This window comes from Peristeroidobacter agariperforans (assembly GCF_004138335.1).
Taxonomy (GTDB): Bacteria; Pseudomonadota; Gammaproteobacteria; order Steroidobacterales; family Steroidobacteraceae; genus Steroidobacter; species Steroidobacter agariperforans.
The window spans coordinates 473,744-499,901 of the sequence record NZ_RYFW01000001.1 but is presented as its reverse complement, the minus strand read 5'-3'; the positions used below and the strand labels follow the sequence as shown (position 1 = coordinate 499,901).

Here is a 26,158-nt window from a genome sequence, read left to right as displayed (position 1 = left end):
CCGCCATGGCCGAGTACCTGGTTTTGTTGCACGAAGATCCCGCCGCTACTCGCACGCTCAGTCCCACGCAGATGCAGGCGCTGATCCAGCGCTATACCGACTGGATCGGTGGCCTGCGTACCGGTGGATTCGTCACCGTGGGCAAGAAGCTCAAGGACGATGGCGGCCGTCATCTGCATTCCGAGAAGGGCAAGATGGTCGTGAGCGATGGGCCCTACGCCGAAGGCAAGGACATCATCAGTGGTCTGTTCGTCGTGACAGCCGACAGCTATGAGCAGGCGCAGGCCCGGCTGGGTTCGGGGCCGCACCTGGAATTTGGCTGGATCGAGTTGCGCGAGATCGATGCCGCCCCGTGCGCCTGACGCGAGAGGGCTGGTCGCCGACCTGTTTCGTCGCGAGTCGGGTCGGCTGATCGCGCTGCTCGCCAATCGCACCGGCGTGGCCCGCATCGACATGGTCGAGGATGCCGTGCAGGATGCGCTCGTCTCGGCGATGCGCAACTGGGCGATCAATGCCGTGCCGGCGAATCCGTCGGCATGGCTCTACACAGCGGCTCGGAATGCGTTGACCGATAAGCTGCGTCGGGCGCGCTTCGAAGTGCCCGAGGAATTCACGCAGGAACGCTCGGCCGAAGCGGACAATTCCTTTTCCTCCGAACACGCCTTCAATGACGAACTGCTGCGACTGATCGCCTTCTGTTGTCATCCGTCCCTGATGCCGGCATCGCAGCTGGCATTGACGCTGCGACTGGCCTGCGGATTGAGCGTTGAGGAAATCGCACATGCGTTACTGACGACGCCGCAATCCATCACGCAACGCATCGTGCGAGCCAAACGCGAGCTGCGCGATGCGGATGTGACTTTCGATATCGCCCCGCGAGAGCTGGTTCAGGAACGATTGCCGCGCATTCTCAATGCGATCTATCTGCTGTTCGACGCGGGCTATCTGAGCCCGCGACATCCGCAATGGTTCCGGCCGTTGCTCTGTGACGACGCGTTACGCCTGGTGAGGATGCTGGCCGAGCACCCTTTGACGGCAGAGCCCGAAACACACGCGTTGGCCGCGTTACTACATCTCACGGCGGCGCGCTCGCCGACGAGAGTGGATGATGAAGGTCGTCCCGTGCCGCTGGCCAAGCAAGATCGTTCGCGCTGGAATCAGGCGGCCATCAACGCCGGCATGGAGTTCTTTTCACGATCCATTCGCGGCGAGACGCTGACTCGTTATCACATCGAGGCGGCGATCGCGACCGTGCACGCCAGCGCGACCAGCATGGAAACGACCGACTGGGCGCAGATCGTGCGTCATTACGATCAGCTGTGCGAGTCATTCCCGAGCCCCGTTGCAACTTTGAACCGAGTCATCGCGTTACGCTACGCGCGTGGCGCGCAAGAGGCGCTATTGGCGCTGCGGGCCAGCGATGAGCTGCATGCAATCCAGGACACGATGGTGTACCACGCCACGATGGCGGAACTGCACGAAGCGCTCGAAGAGCACGATCAAGCAGCGGCCGCATTTGGCGCGGCGGCCGAGCTTGCGGAGAGCGACACCTTGGCCGAGTTGTTCCGGCGCCGCGCACGGGCAGTGAAGAAGTAACGATCCTTTGATTCATGACGCTATTCGCCGTCATCGTAGAGACATCTTCCAAAGTGGCGTCCACGTCGGCGCGGCTGGCGAAGGTGCGCGAGCTGGCCGCCTGTTTGCGGCAGTTCGCGGCCGATGAGATCGTCGTTGGGGTCGCGTATCTCTCCGGAGAAACGCCACAAGGGAAGTTCGGCATCGGCTACTCGGTCTTGAAGACGGCAAGCGCGGCCGCGGCAGCGAGCGAGCCCGAATTGTCAGTTCTGGAAGTCGATCAACGGCTGACCGAGATCGCGAGTATCCGTGGGAGCGGCTCGACAACGCGCCGCGCCGATGCACTCCGCGAGTTGTTTTCTCGCGCGACTGAAGCAGAACAACATTTCCTGATGCGCCTGCTGGTCGGTGAGCTGCGCCAGGGTGCGCTCGCGGGCGTGATGGTGGACGCAATTGCAGCGGCTGGCCAAATTCCAGTAGACAAAGTTCGGCGCGCGGCGATGTATGCGAAGAGCCTGGGCGCCGTCGCGCACGCCGCGCTGGTCGAAGGAGAAGACGCGCTGGCGAACTTTCAGTTGGAGCTGCTTTCGCCGGTCGCGCCCATGCTGGCGCAAACGGCGGCCGATGCCGGTGAAGCGTTGGAGAAGTTGGGCGAAGACACTGTGTTCGAGTGGAAGATGGATGGCGCGCGCATCCAGGTTCACAAGAGCGGCGACACGGTTCATATCTATACGCGCAGCCTCAATGATGTGACGGCCGCGGTTCCTGAGATCGCGGAGCTGGTGAAGGCGCTGCCAGCGCGCGAAGTCATTCTCGACGGCGAGGCCATTGCCTTCACTGCGGCGGGTCGGCCGCACCCATTCCAGATCACCATGCGTCGATTCGGGCGCAAGCTCGATGTCGAGAAGCTGCGAGCCGAGTTGCCGATGCGTGCTTACTTCTTCGATTGTTTGCGCTTGGGAGAAGCGAGCCTCGCCGATCGGCCCACGCGCGAGCGCTACGAAGCGCTGGCACGGGTCGTTCCGACGGATTTGATCATTCCACGATTAGTGACCGCGTCCGAGGAAGAAGCGAGTGCGTTCTACGACGCAGCGATTGCCGCCGGTCACGAAGGCATCATGGCGAAAGCGCTGTCGGCGCCGTACGAAGCGGGCAATCGTGGCGCGAGCTGGCTCAAGATCAAACGAGCTCATACGCTCGATCTGATCGTGCTCGCCGCCGAGTGGGGCCATGGTCGGCGCACCGGCAAGTTGTCGAACCTGCATCTCGGTGCGCTCGATGCGGCGACGGGCGAATACGTCATGCTCGGCAAGACCTTCAAAGGTCTGACCGATGCGATGCTCGAATGGCAGACGAAGGAGTTCCTCGCACGCGAGACGCACCGTGACGATTGGACTGTCTATATCCGTCCGGAACTGGTGGTGGAGATTGCGTTCAGCGATCTGCAGGCGAGTCCGCGCTATCCCGGTGGCCTGGCGTTACGACTGGCGCGAGTGAAACGTTATCGCGACGACAAGCGGCCCGATGAAGCCGACACGATGACATCGGTGCGCAGGATCTTTGAAGCGCAGAGCGGCTAAGTCGCGGACACGGGCGCCGTTGACGCCGCGGCCCGTCGCATCGGCTGCAACCGCCAATAGGTGAGCGAGCGCCACAGCCATTCCGCAGGTCCATAACGGAAGTGACGCAGCCACAGCGGGCTCCAGATCAGCTGCACCACCCAGATCGCCACCACTATGTAGTACAGCTCGTGTCGCGCGAGCTGGCCGTACCAGGCAAGGCCGGCGCCCGTAAAGATCAGCAGGCACAACAAACTTTGCGTCAGGTAGTTGGTCAGGGCCATCTGGCCGACGTCGGCAAGGACGCGCGACGCGTTCGCGAGCCACGGCGTCCGGCAAATGATCGCGATCAGTCCGAGGTGTCCGAGCGTCATGGGGATCCGGCCGAGATCGTAGGTAAGAAGGGCATTCATCAACGCTTCGGGTGAGAAGCCGCCGGCCTCCAGCTCCCGGATCTCGGCAGCATTGACGATCAATCCCATCGTGTAACCGACGACGATCATCGCGAGGTAGGTGCGAGTCGAGCTCCCGCCAGTCAGCACGCCCCATTTCAGTAGCGCCATGCCCAGCAGCATCATGCCGAAGCACTCGACGATGCCGTGGCGGAAGAAGAACACGCTTTGCATGAACCACGTGTCGCCCCGGAGCACGGCAAAGGCGGACGCGTAGCTCTCGCGCACTTTGGCGACGTAGGCTTCCAGATTCTCGCGCGCCGGCTGGAACTCGGCCTGCAGAGCGGCATAGGCATCGATGGCTTCCTGATCGCCGTCGGCGAGTGGCTCACCGGCGGCGCGACGCTCATTCGCCGCCTGGGCCAGCGCCTGTGTCTCATGGAAATCCAGCCACTCACCCGCCGAGATCGCCGTCTGCAAGCACATGAGCACGGCGGCGAGAATCAACAGGCGTCGTGGGGAGAGATCGCGAAATACGAACAGCACCAGGCCGGCGAAGCCGTAATAGAACAGCACGTCGCCGCTCCATAGCAGCACATAGCCGTTGAGCAGCCCGAACACGATCAGCCACAGCGTGCGTCGGAAATACAAATCGGCCGGCCGCAGATCGCCGGCGCGCGAGGCATGGCGCTGTAGAAACAACAAAGCGCTGGCCCCGAACAGAAGTGTGAACAAGCCGCGCATCGTGCCTTCGAAAAACAGCGCCATGACGCGCCATACGGCGAGATCGGTCGCTGAATTGGCGCCCCAGACGGTCGGATTGTCATAGGCATAGGGCAGCCCGAAGCCGGTGATATTCATCAGCAGGATGCCGAGCACGGCGATGCCACGCATCGTATCGAGCATGCCGATACGATGTTCGTGGGCTACCGCTGCGGCTTGGGGCGACATGGCACGGTTACGGTACCTCCGCGAAGCTGTGCCATAAAGCGGCTTTTGGACTCGGCGGGCGCGCCTGCGTCGGACGATTCCGGCACAATAGCGCGTCGCCGTTTTCGGGAACCTCACGTGAGCTTGCAGTTGTCCGCCGCGCTGATCATTTTCGTCGTCACCATCGCTACCAGTCTGGTCGGCCTGTTCGGCAATACCAAGGTCATCGACCGCTGCATGTTCCGGCCGTACTGGTTCCTGCGGCGGCGTGAGTACCACACCATCGTGACCAGCACCCTGGTGCACGCCGACCTGATGCACCTGATCTTCAATATGGTGACGTTCTGGGCGTTCGGCTTCCTGCTGGAGCGCGCGATCGGCTCGGTTCACTTCCTGACGTTATATTTCGCCGGCATGCTGATCAGTCATGTCGGCACCTACATCAAGCACAAGCGCGAGCCCGAGTACGCCAGCCTCGGCGCGTCCGGCGCAATCCTGGCAGTCCTGTTCGCGGCCATCGTCCTGTTTCCCGACAACTCGCTGTACATCATTCCCATCCCGGTGCCGATTCCGGCGCCGTTGTTCGGCATCGGATACCTCGCCTATACGTGGTGGGCTTCGCGCAATTCGCACGGTCGCGTCAACCACGATGCTCATTTCACTGGTGCGATCACCGGCTTGGTATACGTCGCGCTGGTCGCCCCCGAAGCCTACCGGTATTTGTTAGCTAATTTATTCTGACGTTTTCGAGCTCGCGCCTTTCGTTGTATACGCGCAAATCATTGCGCCGCACTATGAGGTGATGCGAAAAAGCGGCAGCGAAAAAGTATGCAATCCAAGTCGATGCATACCGCTATAGACGTTCAGTATATAGACGTATTGGCGTTGCCATGATCGGTGCTACGTTCCGACCTTCTCCCAGCGGAGGTCACGATCATGGAAAGAAGAAAGATCGATCGTTGGAGCGTCCGTCCTTTGTCTGCAACTGCTGGAATGTGTGTTGCCCAGGCAACACTCATGCTGTGCAGTACCTTGGCATGGGCTGGGGAACAGCCCGAAGAAGTCGTCGTCACCGGTTCGCGCATTCGTCAGAATCCGGTGGAAAGCGTCGCGCCGCTGCAGACGGCCACCGCGGCCGATATCGATCGCAGCGGTGAAATCTCCGTAGCCGACTATCTACAGCGCTTGCCCATCTCGGGCTCGGCCATCAATCGTTCCAACAACTCCAGCGGCAACCTGGGCTTTCCGCCGGACGGCGGCGGCATCGGCGCCGGCTCGAGCGAGATCGATCTGCGTTATCTCGGCTCCAAGCGCGTGCTGGTCCTGGTCGACGGCAAACGTTGGGTGCGCGGATCGTCGGCGAGCGGCGTCTCAGGCGCGGTCGATCTGAACACGGTGCCGACCGCGGCCATCGAGCGCATCGAAGTGTTACAAGACGGCGCGTCGCCGATCTATGGATCGGATGCCATTGCCGGCGTGGTCAACATCATTACGCGCTCCGATTTCAGCGGCGCGGGTTTCGAAACCAACCAAGGGATGTTCGACGAGGGCGACGGTTACACCCAGGACTACAGTGTCTCCTTTGGCGCGGGCGCCGAGCGCAGTCGCGCCTTCTTTGCCGCAAGCTACTCGCGGCAGGACGCGGTGTATTCGAAAGACCGCGAGCTGTCGCGCGAGGTCATCTATGGAGCGCCTCCGGGCGTCGGTGGCAGCTCGGGCACGCCGCAAGGACGCTTTATCTTCCTCGACCCGCGCGGCGATGTGGACGGCGATGGCGAGCTGGACGCTGTCGATGTAACGCTCAACACCGGCGTGGTCAACGACGGCACGATGCTGCCGACTTACGATCCAAACAATCCGGCCAGCGCCGATTTCCATGCGTTCGGCACGTCGGACCGTTTCAACTTCCGGCCGTACAACTATCTGGTGACGCCGAACCGGCGCGTCAATCTATTTGGTAAGGCGGAATACGATATTTCCGACAACGTGCTGTTTCGCTTCACGGCGGCGTACACCAATCGCAAGTCGAGCAACCAGGCGGCGCCGAACCCGCTGTTCCTCGGCTCCGACGCGGGCTCCGGCTTCTATTTCGACAATATTTTCATTCCGGCAGACCAGCGCTACAACCCGTTCGGCATCGATCTGGACGGCACCGACAATCTGATCACGATCGGCCGGCGTCCGCTGGAGGCCGGGCCGCGCATCTTCGATCAAACTGTCGACACCTGGATGGTGTCCGGCACGTTGAGCGGCGAGCTGCAGTTCGGTAGCAAGCCGCTGTTCTGGGATGTGAGTTTGAACTGGGGCCGCAACAATGCCTCGCAGCAAGGTCACAACATCTTCAATTCGCGCAAGACCGCGCTGGCGCTCGGGCCGGAGGCCGCTTGTCTGGCGGTGCCCGGCTGCGTGCCATTCAACATTTTTGGCGGCCAGGGCGCGAACGGCGAGGGCAGCATCACGCCGGAGATGCTCGAGTGGGCAACGTTCACGCAGAGCGATCAGAGCGAGCAGGAGCTGAACGACGTCATCGCGAACGTCAGTGGCGACTTGTTCAATCTGCCGGCGGGTGCGTTCGCGTACGCGGTGGGCTTCGAATATCGCAAGGAGTCCGGCTCGTTCACGCCGGACGCGGCGGTACAGGCAGGAGAAACTGCTGACGTGCCGGCGCAGCCTACCGACGGCCAGACACGAGTACGCGAAGCCTATCTCGAGTTGCGTGCGCCGGTGCTCGCGGAAGTGCCGGCTGTCCAGCGGCTGGAGTTGTCGGCGGCAGTGCGTTACTCCGACTACGACAATATCGGCAGCGACAATGTGCTCAAGGGCGGCATCTACTGGCGCGTGGTCGACGATCTGGCGTTGCGCGCCAGCTATTCCGAAGGCTTCCGAGCGCCGAACATCGGTGAGTTGTTCAATAGCGGCTCGCGTTTCGACAGCAACATCAACGATCCGTGTTCCAACTATCTGACCAACGCGTCGGCGACGGTGCAGGCGAATTGCGCGGCGCTGGGTGTGCCGACCTCGTTTACGCAGATCAATCAGCAGATCAGTGTGCAGACCGGCGGCAACGAAGAGTTGCAGCCCGAGACCTCGGAAACCATCAACATCGGTTTCGCGTACAACCCGTCGTGGGCCGAGGATGCTGCCTGGATCGACCAGCTCACATTCGACGTCAACTACTACGACATCAAGCTCGAGGACGCGATCCAGGCGTTGTCCGCGCAGAGCCAGCTGACCAATTGCGTGAATACGCTCTCGCCGTTGTTCTGCGATGGGATCGTGCGCGGACCGGGCGGATCGATCACCGCGTTTGCCAACCAGCTCACCAACATCGGTCGAATCGAAACGGACGGCTTCGACTGGACGGTATTGCTCGCGACGTCCGAGGGCGGCATGGGCTCGTTCCGCTTCCAGTGGTCCAACACTTACCTTGCCGGCTACAAGGAGTTCACGCTCGGCACCAACGGACTGGTCGCAACCGAACGTGCCGGCATCGAAGTCGGATCGCCGACGCGTGGCTATGTTCGCTACAAGTCCACACTTGCCGTCGACTGGCTGTTCCATGACTTCATCACCTCGCTGACGCTGCGCTATCTGAGCGGTCTCACCGAGATCTGCCCCGGTACGCTGGTCGATGCCGGTGTGCCCGAGGTGTGTTCCGACCCGGTGAACCTGACCAACGAAATGGAAAGCAAGGTCTACACCGACTTGCAGCTGAGCTGGACGCCAGCGGTCTTCGATCAACAATTGCAGGTGGCCATCGGCGTCAACAACGTGCTCGACGAAGATCCTCCGCCCTGCCTGAGCTGCGATTTGAATAACTACGACGGCACGCTCTACCCGGTGCCCGGCAGGTATTTCCATGCCCGAGCCGCGCTCAAGTTCTGAGGCGGCCTATCGACAATCTGGGAGGATCCAATGAGCAAGCACAATGACGTGATCTTGATCGCGATTGCTTCTGCAGTGGGATTGGCGATGACGCCACGAAGCGCGGCAGCAGCGACGCCCGCAGCAGCCGAAACCAACATTCTCGATACCATCGTGGTCACCGCGCAGAAGCGCGAAACGGCCTTGCAGGACGTGCCGTTCTCCGTCGCGGCCGCGAACGAGGCGCAGATTCGCAATTCCGGATCCGACAACATCGTCAACCTGTCGCGCAACTTCGCCGGTTTGACCATCACCGATCTGGGCCCCGGCCAGAGCCAGGTGGCGATTCGCGGCATCAGCGCCGGGCAGGTGGTGCGCGATCAGCCGGGCGTGAAGGAGTCCGTCGGCGTATATCTCGACGAGTCTGCGATCTCGGTCGCGCTGTTCACGCCCGATCTGGATTTGTTCGATCTGGAGCGCTTCGAAGTGCTGCGCGGCCCGCAGGGAACATTGTTTGGTGCAGGCTCTTCGGCGGGCACGGTGCGTTACATCACTCGTCAGCCGCAGTTGGGCGAGTTCGAAGGTGCGGTCGAAGTGGGCGGCTACACGGGCACCGATGCCGATTGGGGCGGTGGCATCAAAGGCATGATCAACGCGCCCATGGGACAGACCACGGCGCTGCGGCTGGTCGGCTACTACAACGAGCAGGCCGGCTTTATCGATTCGGTCTATCCGGGCCGCGCCGTGCGCGAAGATGTGAACAGCGGCGAGAAGAGCGGTGCACGCGTCGCGCTGCTCATTCAGCCGAGCGAGCAGATCGCAATCACACCCCGCATCGTTTATCAAAAGCTGGAGACGGATGGTTATCCGCGCATCGACGTTTATAACATTCTCGGCAATCCCTACACGACCACCGAGCCGCCCGTGAATCCTGGCGAGCGCGGTCAGGTCACGCAGATCCGTGAGGGCATCGACGATGAGCTCACACTCGCCGATCTGAAAATGGAATTCGGTCTCGGTGGCGTCACGCTGACTTCAGTCAGCTCTTACACCGACCGAGATCTGACGGTGCTGCGCGATGCTAGTCAGCTGACGGGCAGCGTCACCTTGTCATTGAGTGGCAATACGGGAATCGCAACCTCAGCGGACGTGCGCCTGAACTCGCCGCTGTACGATGTGACTTCGCTCAAATCGTTCAGTCAGGAGCTGCGGCTCGCCTCCGATGGCGGCGGCGTGTTCGAGTGGCTGGTCGGCGCCTTCTATCAGGACATCGATCGCGACTACGGTCAGAACCTGCCGACGCCGGGCTACGATGCCTTGCTCACGCGCCTGGACTTCCCGACCAGCGCCGGCTTCAATGCGCCGCCCGATACGCCGTATTTCTCGAATGTTCCGTATAGCTTCCGGCAGTACGCGGCCTTCGGCGAAGGCACGTTGCACTTCAATGAGCAGTGGAGCCTGACCGGCGGTCTGCGCTACTACGATTTCAAGGAAGACCGGACGCTGACCTTCGCCGGCGTGTTCGCCGATGTCGGTTATACGAATCAGCCGGGCTCGACCAGCTCCGACGGCTTTTCGCCGCGCGTGATTCTGTCCTTCGAGCCGGACGACGATGTGTTGCTCACGGCGCAGGTGGCTCGCGGCTTCCGTTTGGGCGGCATCAATGATCCGCTGAACGTCACGCTGTGCAGCGACGACGATCGAGCGACCTACAGCGGTCAGCCGACGTTCGAAGATGAGAAAGTGCTGAACTACGAGCTGGGCGCGAAGACGCTGCTCGCCGATCGGCGCGTCACGTTGAACGCTTCGGTGTTCTATTCCGACATCGACGATCTGCAGGTGATCGCGGACGCCGGCTCCTGCTCGTCCCGCATCGTGCTCAACGCCCAGGCCGAAGCGCTTGGCGCCGAAGTCGAGCTGTATGCGCGGCCCGATGAGCACTGGGACTTCGGATTGTCGGCGACCTATGTACAGGCGGAGATCACCGAGTCGCGGTTGAATGCGAGCGGCGCGCCGATCGCAGGTATTCGAGACGGCAACCGGCTGCCCACCTCGCCGGAGTTTCAGGCAGCGGCCAGCGTGACATACAACTGGGCGTTCTCGACTGCGCTGGACGGGTTTGCGAACCTCACTTTGCAGCACGTGGGCTCGTCCTACACCCAGCTGGCGGACCAGGAACCGCCGACCGGCTGCGTCGGTTGTGCCGGAGCGCCGGGTTTCTTCCCGTTCGGCGCCCCGACGATTTCCCAGTTCACCTTCGATCCGGAGCTGCCCAGCTACGATCTGGGCAATCTGCGTTTCGGCGTGAGGTCGGATGTGTGGGAGGCGGCGGCGTATGTGAACAATTTGTGGGACGAGCGCGCCTTCCTGTCGTTGGATCGTGAGCGTGGCTTTCGCGCCCGCGTCGGGTATCTCACCAACATGCCGAGGACTTATGGCGTGTCGCTGCGGATGAACTTCTGAGCCAACGTAAAAATTGCCAAAGAAAAATCGACCCATTCGCTTCGCTGGACGCCGGCTGCCCGCCGGCGTCCCCCAGCGCCGGCGTTGAGCGGTTATCATCGCCGCTCAACTTTCGCCGAGGATTGTGAATGTCAGGTCTACGTCGCACCCTGTGCGTCATCACGGTGCTGGTCGCGCTGGCCGGTTGCGACCGCTCGCCCAAGCCGAATGCCCGAGCCACCGAGCCGCCGGCGCCGGTCGTCAACGTCGAGTGGACCAAGTACGTCGATGAATTCGTCGACGGCTATTTCCGCGCTCATCCGAGTTTCGCGGTCGCGCAGGGCAAGCACGAGTTCGACGGCCAGCTGCCGGACTGGAGCGCCGAGGGCATCAAGAAAGAGATTGCGCGGCTCGAGCAGATGCGCGCCAAGGCAGTCGGTTTCAAAGACGACTCGCTGATGCCGGAGGAGCGGTTTCAGCGCGACTACGTCGTGAGCCGTATCGATAACGATCTGTTTGCGCTGCGCGACCTGCGCCAGCCTTTCACCAACCCGGCCTGGTACTTCGATTCCGGTCTGGATCCGAGCACCTACGTCACGACGCCCTATGCGCCGCCGGACGAGCGGGCCCGCGCATTCATCGCGTACGCAAAACAGGTGCCGAATGCGCTGGAACAGATCAAAGCGAACCTGCAACTGCCGTTGCCGCGCACCTTCATCGATTTCGGCGTCGCGAGCTTTGGCGGCTTCGTGGATTTTTATCGCAACGATGTGCCGCAGGCATTCGCGGAAATTCCCGACGAGCTGAAGAAAGAACTGAGCGTAGCGATCGAGCCTGCCGCGGTCGCGATGGAAGATTTCGCCAAGTGGCTGGAAGCGCAGCGTGCGACGGCCAACGACAATTATGCGCTCGGCCCCGAGCGCTTCGCCGCCATGTTGCGAATGACTGAGAACGTCGACGTGCCGCTGGAAAAAATCGAGGCCATCGGTCGCGCCGATCTGGAGCGCAACCTGTCTGCGCTCAACGAAGCGTGCAAGGCGTTCGCGCCGGGCGCGAAGATCGAGGAATGCGTCGCGCGCGTGAACGCCGACAAGCCCGAGGGCGGCGCTGTCGCGGGCGCGCGAGCCCAGCTCGAGACCATCAAGAAATACATCCTGGATCATGACGTCGTCAGCATTCCGGGCACCGAGGAAGCGAAGGTCGAAGAAGCGCCGGCGTATCGGCGCCAGAACTTCGCGTACATCAACATTCCCGGGCCCTTCGAGAAGGAGCTGCCGTCGGTCTACTACATCGCGCCGCCGGATCCGAAATGGTCCAAAGCCGAGCAGGACGAGTACATTCCCGGCAAGGCCGATCTGCTGTTCACTTCGATTCATGAAGTGTGGCCGGGCCACTTCCTGCAGTTCCTGCACTCGAACCGTTCGCCGTGGCGCTTCGGCCAGTTGTTCGTCGGCTATGCCTTTGCCGAAGGCTGGGCGCACTACGCCGAGGAGCTGATGATCGAGCATGGCCTCGCGGCCACCGAGCCCGAGTTGCACATCGGCCAGTTGCTGAACGCGCTGCTGCGGAACGTGCGTTACATGTGCGCAATCGGACTGCACACCCAAGGCATGACCGTTGCTCAGTGCGAACAGATGTTCAAAGAGAAGGCGTTTCAGGATGCAGGCAATGCGCGGCAGCAGGCGGCGCGCGGCACTTATGATCCCGGTTATCTGAATTACACGCTGGGCAAGCTGATGATCCGCAAGCTGCGCGACGACTGGGCCGGCAGCCGCGGCGGCCGCGAGGCGTGGAAACTATTCAACGACGAATTCCTGTCGTATGGCGGTCCGCCGATTCCGCTGGTGCGCTCGCAGATGATGCCTGGGCCGGCGGGCGAGCTATTTTGAGGTAGACAGGGCGCGCAGGTCTCGAGACATTTTGATCGCGTCCTCGAGGCCGCTGTAGTAGCCATCGACGCGATCGGTCTCGCGATAGCCCAGCCTTGCGTAGAAATGGCGCGCCTCACGCTTGATGGCGCGCACTTCCAGCCGCACCAGGAACAGGCCAGCGACCATTGCGGTCTCCTCCACCCATTGCACCATGCGCCGGCCGATACCCTGCCGGCGATATTCGTTCGCGACGCCGAGCAATGCGATGTGCGCCGACTCGTCGCCGTACTGGGCGAGGATGAATCCGGCGAGACGATTCTGATCGCGCGCAATCACTGCAGCGCTTTCGCGCTGGCGCATCAGGCTGGCCACGCGCCGGGGCGTCCAGCTCCAGGGCAGGTCGGTTTCGATCAGGTCGCGCGACAGGTGGGCTATGGCAGGTGCATCTCCCATGCGCGCTGGACCAAGAGTGACGGTGCTCATCGGTGTCGATAGTAACCAAATCCGGCGCGGCTGGAACTGGCCGGGACTCTCAATTGGGCATTCCTGCAGGTTGTTCGCGTTCAGGTGGGGATGTGGTTTCGGCGCCGTGACGCGGCCGGCGGCCGGCAAAGAAATATTTGCTCTATGATGCGATCCATGTCGCATCTTCCTGACCCGCAGTCACGGGCGAGCCTGTGGCCGCTGCTGATTGCAGCAGCATTACTGGCCTTCGGCACTGGCCTGGTTCGAGCCGAATCTCTGCAGGACGGGCCCTATGTCATTCGTGCCGCCGATGGCAGCTGGCGCTCACGCTCGGTCGAAGATGCTGGCGAGGGGCCACGAGTGCGCGATCAGGCCGTCGCGGTCGGCGATGTCGTGACGCTTGCGGCCGTCGGCTCGCTGCCGGCGTTCGAGGTAAAGTTGCGTGGCCCCGCGCAGCCGGCGAGCGATGAAATTCGTGTCAACCCACGCACGCCGATATTCGTGATGGCTGATACGCACGGCGAATTCGAAATCGCCGTGCAGCTTCTGCAGCGGCACGGAATCATCGACGAGCGCCTGCGCTGGTCGTTCGGCAAAGGACATCTCGCTGTACTCGGCGATGTGTTCGACCGCGGCCCGAACCAGACCGAGCTGCTGTGGTTGATTTACAAGCTCGAAGCGGAAGCGGCGCGAATCGGTGGAGGCGTGCACCTGGCGATCGGCAATCACGAGTCGATGGTGCTCACGGGCGACGATCGCTATCTGAACCCGAAATATCGACGCGTCGCTGCGCTGCTGGGCGCCGACCGATATGCTTTGCTCTGGAGCGAGCAAACACTACTCGGCCAATGGTTGCGGAGCAAAGCTGCAGTGTTCCGGCTCGGCCAATATCTGTGCTTGCACGGCGGCATCTCGCGTGAGCTGGTGGATCGCGGGCTGTCTTTGTCGGCTGTGAATCAAACCGTGCGCGCCGCGTTGCTGGAGCCCGGGGCATCCGCGGACGTGCAAACCGAATTCGTCATGGGCCAGGACGGGCCGCTGTGGTATCGCGGCTATTTTCAGGACGCGGCTCGCAAAGGCGGCTTCAAGGTCGCGGAGCAAAGTGATATCGAGCTGATTCGGGGGCGCTTCGGCGTGCAGGCCATTCTGGTCGGGCACACCACGGTGCCTGCCGTCACTGCTTTATATGGCGGGCGCGTGATCGCGGTGCAGGTTTATCCGCATCGGGATGAACAGACGCAGGCGCCGGTAATGGAAGGTCTGATGATTCGCAAGGACGGGCAGATGTTTCGAGCGCGTGTCGACGGCAGCAGCGAAATGTTGCCGCGCTCTTGATGCGGCCGCAGCGCCTGCGCTGCGGTTGCCGTTAGTTCGTAGAATTTTTTTCGCACCCCCAGGGTTCATTTCCGAGGCCTACCGGATCTATACCAACAAGCAGCTCAATCGAAACTGCGAGTCTGCTCCCGGGTCCGATGTGATCGTGCTGGTCTCATGTCAATCTGTGAGCCTGCCTGTGAGCGATCGAGGCGAGTAAGGTTTTGCGAGTTGGCCCGTTGTTGCCTTGGCTAATCGGTGTCCTCCTGCAGGCCCAGGCACAACGATCTCTCAACACTGACGTCGCGATCGTTCACAGGCTTCTCTTCGGGCTCCGTGCTTCAGAGCCCGCCACCACCCTAGCGCTTCTTACTTACGCCCACGTGCTGCGCTTCGGCCGCGACTTGATCCACGCGCCGAGCGCCAATCCGATCAGCACCAGGGCGCCGCCGGATAACAGCCAGCGCAACATCACATTGCGCTTCAGGTCCTGCACTTCGTCGGTCAACTGTGTGACCTGTGTGGTCAGCGACGCATTGCTGGCCTTCAACTGTTTGTTTTCTTCGAACTGCGTGATGGCCGTGGCCGAGACGCGGCGGATCTCCGCCAGCTCGGTTTGCAGTTTCTGATTTTCTTTGGAGAGATCGTTGGCCTTGCTTTCGATCTCGCTGCGCGCGCCGCGCACGTCCTGATAATTCTCGCGAGTCGATTTCAGCTGCGCCTCGAGTGCTTCGACGCGCTTGGTCGCGGCGGCGAGTCGGTCCTTCGCGACGGGTTGACTGACCAGGTACTGAGTAGGCAACCATCCCTCGGTGCCATTCGGTGTGCGCACCTGCGTGAACCCCGCGGCCTTGTCTTCGCCGAGCACATCCAACGCGAGACCGCTGGGCAGCGCGGCGTTGATGATCTTGTGACCATTCGATGGGCCGCGACGCAGAGGAACAGTCAGCTCATCGGAGATATACATTGTCGCGGCGAAGGCGGACGCCGGTCCTAGCACCATCAGCAGCGCTAGCAGCACCTTTCTCAACATCAGCTCGAATCCTTATAGGTCTAGTTGCTGCCGATCTGTCGGCAGACGCGAACTATAGCGAAACTGAACCGTAATAACGGCCTGATCTGAACCGGTTCGCCAAATGGCGACAGTTACGCTCGTAGGTATTTCTCCAGCGCCAACCACGGAACTTACGAATAAAAAGGGCGGCTCGATGAGCCGCCCTTGTAAGAGTTGCCAGCCACAGGCTGACGGAAATTTAATCGTCGAGCGCCGCTGTCTGCGTGGCCTTGCTTGCACTGACGCGCGCTTTATCGGTGGTCTCGTCGAGGTAGCGGAAGCGCACGAAGCCGATGCCCATTTCTTCGAAGGTCTGATCGCCCCAGCGCACCGGCTTGGTGGGATCCGGGTTTGCCGGATTCTGTGTCGAGTTGTCCCAACTGAAGCGCCACACCAGCTTCGAGCCGGCCGGAATGGTCTTCGGCTGCTGGTACTCGTACACCGTCTGCCAGTTGAAGTCGTATTTGGGCACGTTGAGCAGAATCTCTTCCCGACCGTCCGGATAAACAGCGGTCATCGTGCCGGCGCGGCCGCGCAGATGCGAGTGGGGCATGATGTTGTAGATCAACATGTCGCGCTGAATGGGGCGCGTCACCGTGGTCGTATGTTCCTTCGCGCCCGGCGGAATCTCGAATTTGAAATCGGTCAGCGCCGTGAGGTGCAAGGGATACTTCGGCGGGTTGCTGGCTTCGCGGAAATAGAAGCCGACCTTGCTGTGATCCGTGACGGCTTTGCCGTTCGGCGTGTAGTGCATCTGGAATACGAAGTCCGCGTCCTTCGGGAACAGCACGCCGGTGTCTTGCGGATAAACGATCGGCTCCATGCCCGGCGCGAAGCCGGCGAGATTGCCGCCGCTGCGCTCGCCGGTGGAGCCGGCGACGACGGGATCGTTGGCGATGATGTGATGAATCGCCTGCTTCGCGCCCGGATGAATCTCGACCGCAGTGATCCAGACATCGCGACCGAGCGGGTTCTTCACGCGCGGATACTGATATTCGATGACGCCCGTCGCGGGAATGTCGTACGCGGGGATTTCAACGATCAGATCCGGCTTGCCGTGTTTCCATTCTTTGATCTCAGGCTTGACCGCCAACAGCGGATCATCGCCAGTGCCGCGAGGCGCGCCCGCCTCGATCCAGTGCACCAGCAGTTTGCGTTGATCGTTGGTGAGGCCGCGTGCGTTCTCGAATGTGCCGTAATGGGGATCGGCATGCCACGGCGGCATGCGCTGAGTGCGCAGGACTTCGCGGATCATCGGCGCGAAGCCTTTCACCATGTCGTAGCCCGTCATGGCCCACGGGCCGACGCCGCCGACTTGATGACACACGACGCAACGATCTTTGAGCAGCGGCGCGATCTCTTTGGAATAAGAGATCTGGTTGTGACTCACCTTGCGATCGCGCTCGGGAAAATTGACCAGGCAGCCGACGCCGTCGGCCTGCGGTGTCTGCACGGGCTTGCCGGCGAGCACGGCGTCGAGCGCATCGGTGAGATAGTGGTGCTGCGCCGGGCGTTGACGCTCATAAGAGAGCCGGTCATCCATTGGGCCGCGATATTTGAGCTTCCAGCCCTTGGGATCGATCACGAACACTTCGGAGGTGCGCACGACACCGAGCGCCTCGCCGATGAGCTGCGATTCATCGAGCAGGATGGGGAAGTCGATCTTGAACTCGCTCGCTTCCTTGGCGACCAGATCGCGCGTGTCCTGCAAGTTCGAATTCAGCAACAGGAACTCGACGCCCCGAGCCTGGTATCTGGCGCGCACTTCGGCCAGCGCCGGCAACGCCTGGCGCACGATGGGGCAACCATTTCCCTGCACCATCAGCACCACGGCCTTCATGTCCGAGAGGTAGTAGAGCTCGTGCGATTTGCCCCGCTGATCGAGCAGGCGGAAGTTGTCGACCGTCTGGCCCGGCTCGACGGCCATGGCCTGCGTGGTCAGGCCGATGGTCATGGCTAGGGCGGCCAGCGCCCGTTTCGCTGCGTTTCTCATGGCACCCCCAACGAGACATCCTTGGTCCAGCTATGGACAACATTGTCAGCGAGGGCGCGGCGGGGGGCACTCTGGCCCCGCGTGAAGATTTGTCAGGTCTTGTAACCCACTAGTATCGGATGACCGTCCGCGCCGACTGCCCTTCCCAACGGAAGTCCTTGATCAGATTGAGATCGATGAGCACCGCCAGGGCGTCGACCTGGTAGCCCGCGAGCAGGCACAGCTCGGCGGCTGCAGCCAGGGTCCCGCCGGTGGCGAGCACGTCGTCGATCAACAGCAGCCGGCCGTTACCCTGCTGCATTTCCAGCACTCCCTCGCCGTACTCGAGCTGATACGGGATGCTGACGACCGGCGGAGGCAGTTTGCCTTTTTTGCGGATCGGGACGAAGCCTTTGCCATGCCGCAGGGCCAGGGCGGAGCCGAGCATGAAGCCGCGCGACTCGATACCCGCCACGGCGTCGATCCGCCCCCATTCCTCGGCGTCCAGCAAGCCGCTCATCGCCTCGATGGTCGGCCCGAAATGACTGCGCAGTAACGGGGCAATGTCGCGAAAAATAATGCCGGACCGTGGGAAATCGGCGACATCGCGGATGAATTGTTTCAGATCGGTCATGAGGTCGGGGTCGGTTGGCGGCAAGCTTCAGGTAGACTCTCGCCCCCAATTATTGACCATGTCAGCGCGTTTCGCTGCGGACCGGTTCAGGTTCGCCCCGTTTTCATCCCCCAGTCCATCTACGTAATCATGCCGACCATGTTTCCTTCTGCATTCCGTGCCCATCCCTGGCATGGCGTCGAAATCGGCGCCGAAGCTCCGTCCATCGTCACCGCCTATATCGAGATCGTGCCCACCGACACGGTGAAATATGAGCTCGACAAGGCCACCGGCCTGCTCAAGGTCGACCGCCCCCAGCGCTTCTCGAACATCTGCCCGTCGCTCTACGGTTTCCTGCCCCGCACGCTGTGCGCCGAGCGCGTCGCTGCTTATTGCGAGGAGCGCACCGGCAAGACCGGCATCAAGGGCGACGGCGACCCGATGGATATCTGCGTGCTAACCGAAAAATCGATCGGCCACGGCGACGTGCTGGTGCAGGCGATCCCGATCGGCGGTCTGCGCATGATCGATGACAACGAAGCCGACGACAAAATCATCGCCGTGATGCGCGATGACGCGCTGTATGGCCACCTGACCGACATTTCTCAGTGCCCGAAGTCGGTGATCGAGCGCGTGCGCCACTACTTCCTGACGTACAAGCACGCCCCGGGCTCGCCGGATCACGCGGTAGAGATCACGCACGCGTATGGCCGCGATGAAGCGTACGAAGCAATTCGCCGCAGCCAGGCAGACTATACGTCTGCGTTCATGGGTGTTCGCTAAGCGCATTTTTCTTTGGGTGTGCGCTGAAGATTACTCACACCCCAACCCCCTCGCCCTCAAGGGCGAGGGGGCTAAAAGAATAAATTTGCGCGCTGGCGCGCGCGGCTGATCCTTGGGCGAAGGTTGCGATGTGGGCAATCTTCGTCTTGGTTGACGTCTTCGTTGACATACTATGTCAGCGTTTGAAGTTGTAATCCCGACATGCGCGCCGAACGACTCATTGCCATTCTCATGGCCCTGCAGAGGGCTCAGGCGCTCACCGCCGGTGAGCTTGCTCAGCGTCTGAGTGTTTCGGTTCGCACTATATTTCGCGATATCGACGCGCTCTCGACCATGGGCGTGCCGGTGTACACCGAGCAAGGGCGGGGCGGGGGCATTCGCCTGGTCGAGGGTTACACCTCCGATCTGACGGGTCTGTCTTCTGGCGAAGCGGAAGCGTTGGCGCTCATCGCGAGTCCCGCCGGCATCGGCGTTCAGGATCTCGCGGCTCCAACTCGTACCGCACTCGACAAGCTCGCCGCCGCCGTACCGACGATGCACCAGTTGCGGGCTCAGCACGCTCGCGGCCGATTGTTGTTCGATACCAAGCCCTGGTTCCGTTCTTATTCCGTTTCGCCTTACCTCGACACGTTGCGTGCCGCGATCTGGAAGGACGAGTGCATCAACATCAACTATCGCCGCAGCAACGGCGAAGAAAAGGAGTATCTGGTCGAGCCCTACGCGCTGGTCGTCAAGGTCGACACCTGGTACCTGATCGGCCGCGTGAAGCGTGAAACTCGCGTGTTCCGCATCTCACGCATGTTGTCGCTGGCGACGACCGGCACGAGTTTCACGCGCGATTCCGATTTCGATCTGCACAAGTTCTGGAACGCCTGGTGCGAGAAGTTCGAGAAGAATCCACCGGTCGCCTTCCCGGTGGATCTGAATATTTCCGCCAAGGGTAAGCAGCAATTGCTCGACAGCTTCGGCAACTGGTTTCGCACCCGGCTCGAGCCGCTCGGCGAGAACTTCAAAGGCCGCAAACCGGTGACGCTCGACTTCGAGCGGGAGGAAGCGGCGCTGCGCATTCTGTTCGATCTGGTGTTCGAGGCCGACATCGTCAAACCTACCGAGCTGCGTCGTAAGCTGCGCAATCAAGCCAAGCGAGTGGTCGCGGCGACGACCTGATTATTTTTTCCCGAGCAGCACGGCGATCAGGCACGCGATGATCAGCACGCTGTATTCCATGCCGTTGCGGCCGAGCCCGACCACGAACCAGCCCGCGTGCCAATGCACCCACCAGATGCCGAGCGCGGTCTGGATGATGAAGTAAGCCGCGAGCGGCGCGGTGTAACGGCCCAATGCCAGCAACGTACCGCCGGCGATCTCGATGAGCGTGACCGCCCAGGCCCATGCCAGGCCGAACGGCAAGCCCCGCGATTCCAGGAACGGGCCGAACGGGCCGACGGCATTCTCGACGACACGCATGACGCCGTGAATGATGAACATGGCCGCGACCGCGACGCGCACCACCATGATTGAAGAGATCTTCATGATCTACGCTGCATCCTTAAATAAAAGCGCGCGATCATAAGGGAGCGCGTCGGTGATTGCAGCATTACCGGGGTTTCGATCACCAGAGTGATGAACCCATCACGTCTAAAAGCGGCTGGTGAGACGCAGCGGTAACGCGCAATACTTCACCGCCTTATGAGCACATCCACCGCAGCTCCGTCCAGCGTCTCCGCCAGCACGTTTGGACTCATTCTCGCAGCGGCGGCCATCCTGCTCATCACGATGGGTGTGCGGCAAACGACAGGTTTGTTCCTGTTGCCCATCACTCAGAGTACAGGCGTATCCATCGTCGCCATGAGCTTCGCGCTCGCCGTCGGCCAATTTGTATTTGGGGCGGCTCAGCCGGTCTTCGGCGCCGTCGCGGACAAGTATGGCGCGCCGAAAGTCATCATCGCGGGCTCTTTGTTGTTGGCGCTCGGCGCCGCGCTCACGCCGCTCATGACGACGAGTGCCGGCCTGCTGCTGACGATGGGGGTGATCGCAGCGGCTGGTGCGGCGGCAGGCAGCTTCTCGATACTGATCGGCATCGCCTCGCAGCGCTTGCCGGCGGAAAAGCGCTCGATGGCCTCGGGCATCATCAATGCCGGGGGCTCGATCGGTCAGTTCGTGTTCGCGCCGCTGGTGCAATTCATCATCGGCGTGGCGGGCTGGGCGAGCGCAATGTTTGCTACGGCGTTCGCGGCGTTGCTGACGATTCCATTGGTGCTGCCGTTGATTCGCTCCACTGCAAGCGCTGCAAGCAGCGCTGCCAGCACCGTCGCGGCTGGTCACATCAGCCTGAGCAATCAGTTGCGCGAGGCGCTGCGCAATCCGAGCTACTTATATCTGCACGCCGGCTTCTTCACTTGCGGATTTCACATCGCGTTCCTGGTCACGCATTTCCCGAGCGACCTGCAGCTGTGCGGATTGACGCCGAACGTGGCGGCGAATTCGCTCGCCTTGATCGGATTGTTCAATGTTGTCGGCAGTCTCGGCATCGGCTGGCTCGGCCAGCGGTACCGGATGAAATATCTGCTGGCGTGGATCTATGCGAGCCGCGCCCTGATGATTGCCGTCTATCTCGTGATGCCGAAGACGGCGCTGAACATCTACGTGTTCGCAGCTGCGCTGGGCGTGACCTGGCTCGCGACCGTGCCGCCGACGGCAGGCCTGGTCGGCAAGTTGTTCGGCACGCGTTATCTGGCCACGCTGTTTGGTCTCACGCTGTTCTCGCACCAGGTCGGCGGTTTCCTCGGCGCATGGCTCGGCGGCGTGGTGCTGTCGCAGACCGATTCATATCAATGGATGTGGTACGCCGACATCGCCCTGGCGCTGCTGGCGGCAATTATCAATCTGCCGATTCGCGAGCAGAGGTTACAAGCTCAGCCAGCAACGGCTTGAGCCCACGCCGTCGGCAGCTCCTGCACGTCCATGTGCCCGCTGCATCAGGGCATCCCTGCCCAAGTCCGGTTGCTAGCCGCATTTTGCCGGCACCCCCTGACACCCTGCTGCTCTAGTGGGTACACTGCCGCGCCTCCAATAGCCGACACGGATCAAGTGCCATGACTGCACTCGTGACTCTGCGCAATGTCACCAAGAGCTATGTTCGCGGTAAGCAGAAGGTTGAAGTGCTTCATGGGGTCGATCTGACGATCGAGACCGGCGAGTTCCTGGCGTTGATGGGGCCGTCGGGCTCGGGCAAAACCACGTTGCTGAATCTGGTCGCCGGCCTGGATCAGCCCACTAGCGGCGAAGTGCTGGTCGCGGGCGATCGCATCGATCAACTGTCGCGCGGCAGCCTGTCGGACTGGCGCGCCCGGCACATCGGCTTCATCTTCCAGTTCTACAACCTGCTGCCGGTGTTGACCGCCGAGGCCAACGTCGAAGTGCCGTTGCTGCTGACCAATCTTTCCAAGGCGGAGCGGCGTCGGCGCGTGCAGGTCGCGCTGGAACTGGTCGGCCTCGCCGAGCGCGCCCGGCACAAACCCAACGAACTGTCGGGCGGTCAGCAGCAGCGCGTTGCCATTGCCCGTGCCATCGTGTCCGATCCTACGCTGCTGGTTTGCGACGAGCCCACCGGCGACCTCGACCGGCAGAACGCCGAAGAGATCATGAACCTGCTGCAGGCGTTGAACCGCAGCCAGAACAAAACCATCGTGATGGTGACGCACGACCCGAAAGCCGCCGAGTACGCGTCGCGCGAGCTGCACCTCGACAAGGGGCTGCTCACCAACGATACGAGGCGCGCGGCGTGAAATATTTCAGCCTCGTCTGGGCCGGGCTGTGGCGCAAGAAGACGCGCACCGTGTTCACGATGATCTCCATCGTGATCGCGTTCCTGCTGTTCGGCCTGCTGCAGGGGATCAACCAGGGGTTCAACACTGCGCTGGCGCGTCTGGACGTGGATCGCCTGTATGTTTCGGCGCGCACCGGCATGACCGACGGCATGCCGATCTCGTATCTGTCGCGCATTCGCAATGTGCCGGGCGTGCGTGCGGTTTCCATGTGGGCGTATTTCGGCGGCTATTACCAGGAGGCGCGCAATCCCGTTCCGGCCTTCGCCACCGACGCGGTCGAGCTGATGAAGGTCTACAAGGAAATCAAGATTCGCCCCGAGTACATCGAGGCCATGGCCAAGACTCGCACCGGTGCGCTGATCGGCGAGCCGCTCGCGGCGAAGTACGGCTGGAAGGTCGGCGACCGGGTGCCGATCGGCACGTCCATCTGGACCAACAAGGCCGGCAGCAATACCTGGGAGTTCGATATCGTCGGCACGTTCGACGCCCAGGCGTATGGCGCGGGCTTTCCGTCGTTCTATCTGAACTACAGCTACTTCGACGAGGCCCGCCAGTTCGGCACGGGCGAGTTGCATTACTACATCGTCTCCCTGGAGGACCCCAAGCAGGCGACACGCATCTCGCGTGAGATCGACGAGATGTTCGCCAACTCCTCGGTGGAAACGCGCACGCAGACCGAGTCCGCGCTGGCGCAGTCTCAGCTCAAGCAGTTTGCCGATATCAACTTCATCGCCAATGCGATCGTCGGCGCCGTGCTGTTCACGCTGTTGTTCCTGACCGCGAACACGATGATGCAATCGGTGCGTGAGCGTACCTCCGAGCTGGCTGTGCTGAAGACACTCGGCTATTCGGACACCAAGGTGTTGCTCCTGGTGCTGACCGAGTCGCTGCTGTTGTGTTTGTTTGCTGCCGCGCTCGGCATTGCTCTGGCCGCGCTGGTGTTCGAAGCGCCCGCGCTACAGAAACTGTTCGGAAACTTCTCCATGCCGATGTTTGTTGCGAGCATGGGCGCGGGCATCGCGGTGCTGGTTGCGTTCATCAGCGGCTTTCCGCCAGCCTGGCGTGCGCGTCAGCTGAACATCGTCGATGCTCTTGCCGGGCGTTGAGCAGGATCGCTTCATGAAAATGTTCCGTCAGATCGGCGCGGTCACCGCAATGAACTTCCGCAGCCTGCCGCAGCGGGTGAGCACTTCACTGGTGGTCGTCATCGGCATTGCTGGCGTGGTCGCCGTGCTGGTATCGGTGTTGGCGATGTCGACAGGGTTGATCCGGACGATGGAAACCACGGGGCGCGAGGATCGCGCCATCGTCATGCGCAATGGCTCGGTCGCCGAGACCTCGAGCGCGCTGGATCGCAATTCGGTGCGGCTGATCGTCGATGGCGCGGGCATCAAGCGTGACGAGAAGGGCGAGCCGATCCTGAGCGCGGAGAACTTTCGCATCCTGATGCTGCACAAGAAGGCGGACGACGCGGAAATCAGCGTGATCCTGCGCGGTGTCGGCCCCAGGTTGCTCGAAGTGCGTCCCGAGCTGAAGATCGTCGAAGGACGAATGTTTCAACCGGCGGTGGCCGAGGTGATCGTTGGGAAGTCGGCGCACGCGCAGTTCAAGGGTTTGAACGTCGGTGACGTGGTCAGGTCGCGAGGCGCCAACTGGACGGTCGTCGGCGTGTTCGAGACCGCCGGTGACGCGCACGAATCGTCGTTGATCACGGACGCGGAAACCTTGAACTCCATCGATCAGCGCGGCGCGTTCCAAAGTGTCACTGCCTTGCTCGAGTCGCCGTCGGCATTTCAAACGTTCAAGGATTCGTTGAGCGCCAACCCGGCGCTTGCGGTGGACGTGGTGCGAGAGCGCGAGTACTACCGCCAACAATCGAAGACCATGACGACCATCATCTCGGTGATCGCCTACGTGGTGGGCGGCATCATGGCGGTGGGTGCGGTGTTCGCGGCTCTGAACACGATGTACTCGGCCGTGAGTGCTCGTTTACAGGAGATTGCAACGTTGCGTGCGCTCGGGTTCGGCTCCACCGCGATGGTCATGTCGGTGCTGGCTGAAGCGCTGGTTCTGGCGTTGATCGGCGGTGTCATAGGCGCGCTGCTCGCGTGGGCATTCTTCAATGGCAATACCGTGAGCACGCTGGGCGGTGCGGGCGGTCTCGGCCAGCTGGTGTTCGAGCTGAGCGTCAGTCCACAGCTGATGATTCTTGGGGTCGTGTGGGCCTGCGTCATCGGCGTGCTCGGCGGTTTATTCCCTGCGTTACGGGCCGCGCGCTTGCCAGTGGCCATGGCCTTAAGGGCGGTTTAGTTCGCGACCTCCTCCCTTCGGGACGCATTTTGTTATTCTGGGGGCGGACCGGGGCGCCCCATGCAACAAACGATTCGATTCATAAAATCCGCGGACGGCACGCGCCTGGCGGTCGGCACATCGGGGCAGGGAGCGCCGCTGGTGAAGGCGGCCAACTGGCTGTCGCACCTGGAGTTCGACTGGCAAAGCCCGGTGTGGCGACACTGGTTTCGCTTTCTCTCGGCGGGCCGACAGCTGATTCGTTTCGATCCACGCGGTTGCGGGCTCTCGGATTGGGACGTCGCCGATCTCTCGCACGCCGCTCAGGTCGCAGACCTCGAAGCAATCGTTGCTGCTTCCGACCTGGAAACATTTCCGTTGCTCGGCGTGTCACAAGGCGGCGCTGCGTGCATCGAGTACGCCGTGCGCCACCCCGAGCGAGTCAGCAAGCTGCTCTTATATGGCTGCTATGCGGAGGGCTGGGCGCAACGGGGCGAAGATTCGCGACGGCACGGCGAGGCGCTGGTCGAGCTGATTCGTCAAGGCTGGGGTCAGGAGAATCCGGCGTTCCGCCTGTTGTTTGCTTCGTTATTCATCCCGGATGCGACCACCGAGCAGGTCCGCTGGTTCTCGGATCTGATGCGCACCACGACCGAACCGGAGATTGCCGCTCGCATCATCGAATCGTTCGGGCAGATCAATGTCCGGTCGCTGTTGCCGCTGGTGAAAGTGCCAACCGTCGTGGTGCATGCCCGCAATGACGCGCGCATTCCTTTCGATCAGGGCCGATTGCTGGCGGCTGAGATTCCCAACGCCAGTTTCGTGACGTTGGAAAGCCGGAACCACATACTCATCGAGAACGAACCGGCCTGGGCGCGGTTCTGCGAGACATTCAACGATTGGATGGGCGTGACGGAGCCGGTGGATGTCGGCGGTCAGGCGATCGCGCCAGTCGACCTCGTCGAATTGACCGCGCGTGAGAACGCGATCCTGCGTCTGGTGGCGCAGGGTGCTGCGAACGGGGAAATCGCACGGCGCTTGTTCATCAGCGAGAAAACGGTGCGCAATCACCTGACGAACATTTTCGAGAAGTTGGGCGTGGACTCGCGCGCCCGGGCCATCGTCGTGGCCCGCGACCGGGGCGTCGCGTAGTCCTAATGGGCATCCAATCAGCCCGGGTACAAGTAGGACATTTGTCCTGGCCG

The 26,158-nt window shown here is 61.8% G+C and carries 21 protein-coding genes; 15 read left to right on the top strand and 6 right to left on the bottom strand.

Annotation, left to right across the window (positions count from 1 at the left end):
* Positions 1-5 precede the first annotated feature (5 nt).
* Genes EK373_RS02175 through EK373_RS02165 form a run of 3 tightly spaced genes read left to right on the top strand, consistent with a single transcriptional unit; the run spans position 6 to position 3,155 of the window.
* Complete coding sequence (locus tag EK373_RS02175) at positions 6-362, top strand: YciI family protein (RefSeq protein WP_157994192.1); 357 nt, start codon at positions 6-8, stop codon at positions 360-362.
* Positions 343-1,596: an RNA polymerase sigma factor gene (locus EK373_RS02170; protein ID WP_157994191.1), complete on the top strand. Its 1,254-nt coding sequence runs from the start codon at positions 343-345 to the stop codon at positions 1,594-1,596. The genes EK373_RS02175 and EK373_RS02170 overlap by 20 nt, the downstream gene beginning before the upstream one ends.
* 14 nt (positions 1,597-1,610) lie before the next feature.
* Positions 1,611-3,155 carry an ATP-dependent DNA ligase gene (locus EK373_RS02165; protein ID WP_129641105.1) on the top strand — a complete coding sequence of 515 codons (1,545 nt, stop codon included), beginning with the start codon at positions 1,611-1,613 and terminating at the stop codon, positions 3,153-3,155.
* On the opposite strand, the gene EK373_RS02160 is transcribed toward EK373_RS02165, so the two are convergent.
* Positions 3,152-4,477 (bottom strand): DUF418 domain-containing protein, encoded by a 1,326-nt coding sequence (locus EK373_RS02160; protein ID WP_129641104.1) that lies wholly within the window; start codon positions 4,475-4,477, stop codon positions 3,152-3,154. The genes EK373_RS02165 and EK373_RS02160 overlap by 4 nt on opposite strands.
* 117 nt (positions 4,478-4,594) lie before the next feature.
* On the opposite strand from EK373_RS02160, the gene EK373_RS02155 reads away from it, so the two are divergent.
* From EK373_RS02155 to EK373_RS02140, 4 genes are all read left to right on the top strand, one after another.
* The gene (locus EK373_RS02155) at positions 4,595-5,197 is read left to right on the top strand and encodes a rhomboid family intramembrane serine protease (protein ID WP_157994190.1); all 603 of its coding nucleotides are present in this window, start codon (positions 4,595-4,597) and stop codon (positions 5,195-5,197) included.
* Between the two features lie 276 nt (positions 5,198-5,473).
* Entirely contained in the window at positions 5,474-8,341 is a 2,868-nt protein-coding gene (locus tag EK373_RS02150; RefSeq protein WP_198683016.1) for a TonB-dependent receptor plug domain-containing protein, read from the top strand.
* A gap of 30 nt (positions 8,342-8,371) precedes the next feature.
* Entirely contained in the window at positions 8,372-10,783 is a 2,412-nt protein-coding gene (locus EK373_RS02145; RefSeq protein ID WP_129641101.1) for a TonB-dependent receptor, read from the top strand.
* Between the two features lie 128 nt (positions 10,784-10,911).
* A complete protein-coding gene (locus EK373_RS02140; protein ID WP_129641100.1) occupies positions 10,912-12,651 on the top strand; it encodes a DUF885 domain-containing protein in 1,740 nt (579 codons plus the stop codon).
* Here EK373_RS02140 and EK373_RS02135 read toward each other — a convergent pair.
* A complete protein-coding gene (locus EK373_RS02135) occupies positions 12,643-13,245 on the bottom strand; it encodes a GNAT family N-acetyltransferase (protein ID WP_157994189.1) in 603 nt (200 codons plus the stop codon). The genes EK373_RS02140 and EK373_RS02135 overlap by 9 nt on opposite strands.
* Positions 13,246-13,272: 27 nt before the next feature.
* Between EK373_RS02135 and EK373_RS02130 the strand changes: the two genes are divergently transcribed.
* Positions 13,273-14,433, top strand: coding sequence for a metallophosphoesterase (locus EK373_RS02130; protein ID WP_157994188.1), 1,161 nt, complete (start codon positions 13,273-13,275; stop codon positions 14,431-14,433).
* A 352-nt stretch (positions 14,434-14,785) separates the two neighbouring features.
* Here EK373_RS02130 and EK373_RS02125 read toward each other — a convergent pair whose 3' ends face one another.
* From EK373_RS02125 to EK373_RS02115, 3 genes are all read right to left on the bottom strand, one after another.
* The gene (locus EK373_RS02125) at positions 14,786-15,445 is read right to left on the bottom strand and encodes a TIGR04211 family SH3 domain-containing protein (protein WP_129641097.1); all 660 of its coding nucleotides are present in this window, start codon (positions 15,443-15,445) and stop codon (positions 14,786-14,788) included.
* A gap of 220 nt (positions 15,446-15,665) precedes the next feature.
* Entirely contained in the window at positions 15,666-17,459 is a 1,794-nt protein-coding gene (locus EK373_RS02120; RefSeq protein ID WP_129641096.1) for a redoxin domain-containing protein, read from the bottom strand.
* 109 nt (positions 17,460-17,568) lie between these two features.
* On the bottom strand, positions 17,569-18,072 hold the full coding sequence (locus EK373_RS02115; protein ID WP_129641095.1) for an adenine phosphoribosyltransferase: 504 nt from the start codon (positions 18,070-18,072) through the stop codon (positions 17,569-17,571).
* 129 nt (positions 18,073-18,201) lie between these two features.
* Here EK373_RS02115 and EK373_RS02110 point away from each other — a divergent pair, with 129 nt between their 5' ends.
* Both EK373_RS02110 and EK373_RS02105 read left to right on the top strand, forming a co-directional pair.
* Positions 18,202-18,834, top strand: coding sequence for an inorganic pyrophosphatase (locus EK373_RS02110; RefSeq protein WP_129643252.1), 633 nt, complete (start codon positions 18,202-18,204; stop codon positions 18,832-18,834).
* A gap of 201 nt (positions 18,835-19,035) precedes the next feature.
* Positions 19,036-20,001, top strand: a complete 966-nt coding sequence (locus EK373_RS02105) for a helix-turn-helix transcriptional regulator (protein WP_129641094.1) — start codon at positions 19,036-19,038, stop codon at positions 19,999-20,001.
* Here the strand turns inward: EK373_RS02105 and EK373_RS02100 are convergent, their stop codons facing one another.
* Positions 20,002-20,367: a DoxX family protein gene (locus EK373_RS02100; protein ID WP_129641093.1), complete on the bottom strand. Its 366-nt coding sequence runs from the start codon at positions 20,365-20,367 to the stop codon at positions 20,002-20,004.
* A 156-nt stretch (positions 20,368-20,523) separates the two neighbouring features.
* Between EK373_RS02100 and EK373_RS02095 the strand changes: the two genes are divergently transcribed.
* The 5 genes from EK373_RS02095 to EK373_RS02075 all read left to right on the top strand — a co-directional run bounded on the left by EK373_RS02095 (position 20,524) and on the right by EK373_RS02075 (position 26,105).
* Positions 20,524-21,768, top strand: coding sequence for an MFS transporter (locus tag EK373_RS02095; RefSeq protein WP_129641092.1), 1,245 nt, complete (start codon positions 20,524-20,526; stop codon positions 21,766-21,768).
* Positions 21,769-21,929: 161 nt separating this feature from the next.
* Positions 21,930-22,622, top strand: coding sequence for an ABC transporter ATP-binding protein (locus tag EK373_RS02090; protein ID WP_129641091.1), 693 nt, complete (start codon positions 21,930-21,932; stop codon positions 22,620-22,622).
* On the top strand, positions 22,619-23,770 hold the full coding sequence (locus tag EK373_RS02085; RefSeq protein ID WP_129641090.1) for an ABC transporter permease: 1,152 nt from the start codon (positions 22,619-22,621) through the stop codon (positions 23,768-23,770). Before EK373_RS02090 ends, EK373_RS02085 begins: the two co-directional genes overlap by 4 nt.
* A 13-nt stretch (positions 23,771-23,783) precedes the next feature.
* The gene (locus EK373_RS02080; RefSeq protein WP_232830999.1) at positions 23,784-24,974 is read left to right on the top strand and encodes an ABC transporter permease; all 1,191 of its coding nucleotides are present in this window, start codon (positions 23,784-23,786) and stop codon (positions 24,972-24,974) included.
* A gap of 60 nt (positions 24,975-25,034) precedes the next feature.
* Entirely contained in the window at positions 25,035-26,105 is a 1,071-nt protein-coding gene (locus tag EK373_RS02075) for an alpha/beta fold hydrolase (RefSeq protein WP_129641089.1), read from the top strand.
* Positions 26,106-26,158 lie beyond the last annotated feature (53 nt).

What these genes read in the sequence shown, in the direction of transcription:
- EK373_RS02150 (WP_198683016.1), top strand. Translation starts at nt 5,474, where the DNA reads ATGCTGTGCAGTACCTTGGCATGGGCTGGGGAACAGCCCGAAGAAGTC.
- EK373_RS02120 (WP_129641096.1), bottom strand. Translation starts at nt 17,459, where the DNA reads ATGAGAAACGCAGCGAAACGGGCGCTGGCCGCCCTAGCCATGACCATC.
- EK373_RS02110 (WP_129643252.1), top strand. Translation starts at nt 18,202, where the DNA reads ATGCCGACCATGTTTCCTTCTGCATTCCGTGCCCATCCCTGGCATGGC.
- EK373_RS02090 (WP_129641091.1), top strand. Translation starts at nt 21,930, where the DNA reads ATGACTGCACTCGTGACTCTGCGCAATGTCACCAAGAGCTATGTTCGC.
- EK373_RS02130 (WP_157994188.1), top strand. Translation starts at nt 13,273, where the DNA reads ATGTCGCATCTTCCTGACCCGCAGTCACGGGCGAGCCTGTGGCCGCTG.
- EK373_RS02175 (WP_157994192.1), top strand. Translation starts at nt 6, where the DNA reads ATGGCCGAGTACCTGGTTTTGTTGCACGAAGATCCCGCCGCTACTCGC.
- EK373_RS02145 (WP_129641101.1), top strand. Translation starts at nt 8,372, where the DNA reads ATGAGCAAGCACAATGACGTGATCTTGATCGCGATTGCTTCTGCAGTG.
- EK373_RS02125 (WP_129641097.1), bottom strand. Translation starts at nt 15,445, where the DNA reads ATGTTGAGAAAGGTGCTGCTAGCGCTGCTGATGGTGCTAGGACCGGCG.
- EK373_RS02105 (WP_129641094.1), top strand. Translation starts at nt 19,036, where the DNA reads ATGCGCGCCGAACGACTCATTGCCATTCTCATGGCCCTGCAGAGGGCT.
- EK373_RS02100 (WP_129641093.1), bottom strand. Translation starts at nt 20,367, where the DNA reads ATGAAGATCTCTTCAATCATGGTGGTGCGCGTCGCGGTCGCGGCCATG.
- EK373_RS02115 (WP_129641095.1), bottom strand. Translation starts at nt 18,072, where the DNA reads ATGACCGATCTGAAACAATTCATCCGCGATGTCGCCGATTTCCCACGG.
- EK373_RS02165 (WP_129641105.1), top strand. Translation starts at nt 1,611, where the DNA reads ATGACGCTATTCGCCGTCATCGTAGAGACATCTTCCAAAGTGGCGTCC.
- EK373_RS02095 (WP_129641092.1), top strand. Translation starts at nt 20,524, where the DNA reads ATGAGCACATCCACCGCAGCTCCGTCCAGCGTCTCCGCCAGCACGTTT.
- EK373_RS02170 (WP_157994191.1), top strand. Translation starts at nt 343, where the DNA reads ATGCCGCCCCGTGCGCCTGACGCGAGAGGGCTGGTCGCCGACCTGTTT.
- EK373_RS02075 (WP_129641089.1), top strand. Translation starts at nt 25,035, where the DNA reads ATGCAACAAACGATTCGATTCATAAAATCCGCGGACGGCACGCGCCTG.
- EK373_RS02140 (WP_129641100.1), top strand. Translation starts at nt 10,912, where the DNA reads ATGTCAGGTCTACGTCGCACCCTGTGCGTCATCACGGTGCTGGTCGCG.
- EK373_RS02160 (WP_129641104.1), bottom strand. Translation starts at nt 4,477, where the DNA reads ATGTCGCCCCAAGCCGCAGCGGTAGCCCACGAACATCGTATCGGCATG.
- EK373_RS02080 (WP_232830999.1), top strand. Translation starts at nt 23,784, where the DNA reads ATGAAAATGTTCCGTCAGATCGGCGCGGTCACCGCAATGAACTTCCGC.